General features: G+C 71.4%; 3 protein-coding genes. All 3 read left to right on the forward strand.

Features of this window, described 5'->3' with window-relative positions:
• A partial coding sequence (locus tag AX669_RS10490) for a resuscitation-promoting factor (RefSeq protein WP_197418898.1) occupies positions 1-768 on the forward strand: 768 nt, incomplete at its 5' end.
• Between the two features lie 98 nt (positions 769-866).
• Positions 867-1760 (forward strand): 16S rRNA (adenine(1518)-N(6)/adenine(1519)-N(6))-dimethyltransferase RsmA, encoded by an 894-nt coding sequence (gene rsmA, locus AX669_RS10495; RefSeq protein WP_006946797.1) that lies wholly within the window; start codon positions 867-869, stop codon positions 1758-1760.
• Between the two features lie 98 nt (positions 1761-1858).
• Positions 1859-2785 (forward strand): 4-(cytidine 5'-diphospho)-2-C-methyl-D-erythritol kinase, encoded by a 927-nt coding sequence (locus tag AX669_RS10500; protein ID WP_062258328.1) that lies wholly within the window; start codon positions 1859-1861, stop codon positions 2783-2785.
• The last annotated feature ends 22 nt before the right edge of the window (positions 2786-2807 follow it).

Consider the following 2807-nt stretch of genomic DNA (forward strand, 5'->3'; position numbering starts at 1 on the left):
CCGTCCACGACGAAGGCTGCGCCGAAGCCGTCCACGACGAAGGCTGCGCCGAAGCAGACGCAGGCCGAGCGCGCCTCGCGTTCGCAGGCCCGTCAGGCTCTGCCGGCCAAGCCCGCCACGCCCGCCAAGGCCGCTGCTCCCGCCGTCACGTACGTCAACTGGAGCCAGGTCCAGACGATCCCGGCGAAGACGAAGTACGTCTACAGCGCCGACATGCCCAAGGGCACGTCCAAGGTGACGCAGGAAGGCCGTTCGGGCGCCGAGACGGTGACGTACCGCAGCGCCAAGAAGGGCGAGAAGGTCGTCTCCTCCAAGGTGATCGACACGACCGTCACGCGCAACGCCGTGCGCCGCGTCGTCACGATCGGTACGAAGCAGGCCGTTCAGCAGGCGCCGCAGCAGTCGCAGCAGACCCAGGTGTCGCGTTCGACCGCCCGCAAGGCCGTGACGCAGCAGAGCGCGCCGAAGCAGCGCACCTACGCCTCGTCGGCCCAGCGCACGCAGAAGAGCGCTGCCGCTCCGGCCGCCGCCAACTCGGGCATGTGGGACCGCATCGCTCGTTGCGAGTCGACGAACAACTGGCACATCAACACGGGCAACGGCTACTACGGCGGCCTGCAGTTCGACAACCAGACGTGGCTCGGCTCCGGCGGCGGCGCCTACGCCCCGCGCGCCGACCTCGCGACCCGTGAGCAGCAGATCGCCATCGCGAACAAGGTCTACGCCCAGCGCGGCCTGCAGCCGTGGGCCTGCGGCCACGCAGCCTGATCGACACCTGACGCGCACCGCGCGCCCGGTCATGAAGACCCGGCTCGTCCCCTCGTGGGGCGGGCCGGGTCTTCGCATGTGCCGATAGGGTTGGCGTCATGCATGACGACGACGCGACGCCCGCAGGCCGTGACGACACGACGGGCCTGTTGAGTGCCGCCGACATCCGCGAGCTCGCCGAGCGTCACGGGGTGCGTCCGACGAAGACGTGGGGGCAGAACTTCGTCATCGACCCGAACACGGTGCGCAAGATCGTCCGCCTGGCAGGGGTCGGGGCCGACGACACCGTCGTCGAGGTGGGCCCGGGGCTCGGGTCGTTGACGCTCGCGCTGCTGCCGGCCGTCGCGCATCTCAGCGTCGTCGAGGTCGACCCGAACCTGGCGGCGCAGCTTCCCGCGACGGTGGAGCGGTTCGCGCCGCAGCACGCATCGAAGCTGAACGTCGTCCAAGCGGATGCGATGACGGTCGACTCGCTCGAGCCGGCACCGACCGCGCTCGTCGCGAACCTGCCGTACAACGTGTCGGTGCCCGTGGTCCTCAACTTCCTCGAGCATTTCCCGTCGCTGCAGCGCGTGCTCGTCATGGTGCAGCTCGAGGTCGCGCAGCGCCTCGCAGCTGAGCCGGGCAGCAAGGTCTACGGCGTGCCGAGCGTCAAGGCCGCCTGGTACGCCGACGTGCGTCTCGCCGACCGCGTCGGACGCAACGTCTTCTGGCCGGCCCCGAACGTCGATTCGGGTCTCGTCTCGCTCGTGCGTCGTGACCCACCGACGACGGAGGCGACGCGCGCACAGGTCTTCGCGTGCATCGACGCCGCGTTCGCACAGCGCCGCAAGACGCTGCGGGCTGCCCTCGCCGGCTGGGCGGGCGGCGCCGACCGGGCCGAGGCGGCACTCGTGGCGGCGGGCATCGACCCGCGGACGCGAGGCGAGCGCCTCGGTATCGACGAGTTCGCCGCCATCGCCTCCGCCCACGCGGCGGCGACGCAGGACTGAGTCGTCCTCCGGCCGCAATGCCCACCCAACACTGTGGCGGACGGCGCCTGTTGGCTCGGGTGGCTGCCCGGAGGGCGGTCCATGCATAGGGTGGGGGCATGACGGCTTCGAGCGCACAGATCGCCCGCGTCAGCGTGAGGGTGCCTGCGAAGGTCAACCTCGAGCTGTGCGTGGGGCCACGCCGAGCCGACGGGTTTCACGACCTCGCGACGACGTTCCATGCCGTCGACCTGTTCGACCAGGTTGATGTCACGTCGGCCGACGAGTTCTCGCTCACTGTGACGGGGCTCGGCGCGGACGTCGTGCCGTGCGACGAGTCGAACCTGGCCTGGCGAGCGGCGCAGCTCATGGCCACCTCGTACGGCGTCGACGGCCGCTGCGCCATCGCGATTCGCAAGGCCATCCCGGTGGCTGGTGGCATGGCGGGCGGATCGGCCGACGCCGCCGCGACGCTCGTCGCCTGCGACGCGCTCTGGGGGCTCGGCCTGCCGCGCGCGACGCTCGAGGAGCTCGCCGCGCAGCTCGGCTCAGACGTCCCGTTCGCCCTCGCCGGAGGCACCGCGCTCGGCACCGGGCGCGGGGAGAAGATCGTGCCGGTGCTCGCGACGGGCACCTACCACTGGTTGTTCGCGCTGACGCACGAGGGGCTGTCCACGCCCGCCGTCTACGCCGAGTGCGACCGGCTGCGGGAGGGCCACCGCGTGCCTGAGCCCTCTCCGTCGGACGGCCTGCTCGCGAGCGTCCGCTCCGGTGACGTCCACGGCGTCGCCGTCGCCATGCACAACGACCTGGAGCCTGCGGCGCTGTCGCTCATGCCGAGGCTGCGCGCCCTGATGGAGTTCGGCCTGGAGATGGGTGCCCTCAACGCGATGGTCTCGGGTTCGGGCCCGACGGTGGCGTTCCTCATGGCGAGCCGCAAGGACGCCGTCGCGCTGCGCAACGTGCTCGCTGCCGGTGACCTCGCGGACGACTACGTCCTCGCCGCCTCCACTCCCCACGGCGCCCAGATCACCTCCGCCTCCTGACGCCCCGACCGAACCCCCGACC

It is taken from the genome of Dermacoccus sp. CCH2-D9 (assembly GCF_001556795.1).
GTDB lineage: Bacteria > Actinomycetota > Actinomycetes > Actinomycetales > Dermatophilaceae > Dermacoccus > Dermacoccus nishinomiyaensis.